This is a genomic window from Aeromonas sp. S2(2024) (assembly GCF_041402505.1).
GTDB lineage: Bacteria > Pseudomonadota > Gammaproteobacteria > Enterobacterales > Aeromonadaceae > Aeromonas > Aeromonas media.
Window position 1 is genome coordinate 1 of sequence record NZ_JBGLRL010000059.1, and the last position, 624, is coordinate 624.

Annotated in this window: 2 tRNA genes and 2 rRNA genes; all 4 read left to right on the forward strand. The window is 47.3% G+C overall.

The window, feature by feature from the left end:
• Positions 1 to 61: ribosomal RNA gene (locus ACB039_RS20915) — 16S ribosomal RNA — on the forward strand; the annotation flags it as partial.
• A 71-nt stretch (positions 62 to 132) separates the two neighbouring features.
• Positions 133 to 209, forward strand: a tRNA-Ile gene (locus ACB039_RS20920).
• 10 nt (positions 210 to 219) lie between these two features.
• Positions 220 to 295 (forward strand) — tRNA-Ala (locus ACB039_RS20925).
• 239 nt (positions 296 to 534) lie between these two features.
• A 23S ribosomal RNA gene (locus ACB039_RS20930) occupies positions 535 to 624 on the forward strand; the annotation flags it as partial.

A 624-nucleotide genomic window follows, 5' to 3' on the forward strand; every position in this document is an offset into this window, starting at 1 on the left:
GACTGGGGTGAAGTCGTAACAAGGTAACCCTAGGGGAACCTGGGGTTGGATCACCTCCTTACCTTAAGATGTCGAGTTGTTGAGTGTTCACACAGATTGCCTTGATTCAAGTTTAGAGACAGTACACGAAGTGGGTCTGTAGCTCAGGTGGTTAGAGCGCACCCCTGATAAGGGTGAGGTCGGTGGTTCGAGTCCACTCAGACCCACCACTTCGATTACGGGGCTATAGCTCAGCTGGGAGAGCGCCTGCTTTGCACGCAGGAGGTCTGCGGTTCGATCCCGCATAGCTCCACCATATCGTACTGTGTTTGTCAGAAGACAAAGCCATGAATTGGATAGCAATATTCAGTTAATGCCTTTGACTTCTTTACGAAGTTTGCTCTTTAACAATCTGGAAAGCTGATTTAAAAAGTAGTTCTCAAACATTTGTTACAAGTGCTTTGGAAACTTCTTGGCGAAAACCAAATTTTATTTTGGTCCTTGTTGTACAGCAACAAGCTGTGCCGGTTTCACCGACACTTCTTGGGGTTGTATGGTTAAGTGACTAAGCGTACATGGTGGATGCCTTGGCAGTCAGAGGCGATGAAGGACGTACTAACCTGCGATAAGCTGTGAGAAGTCGGT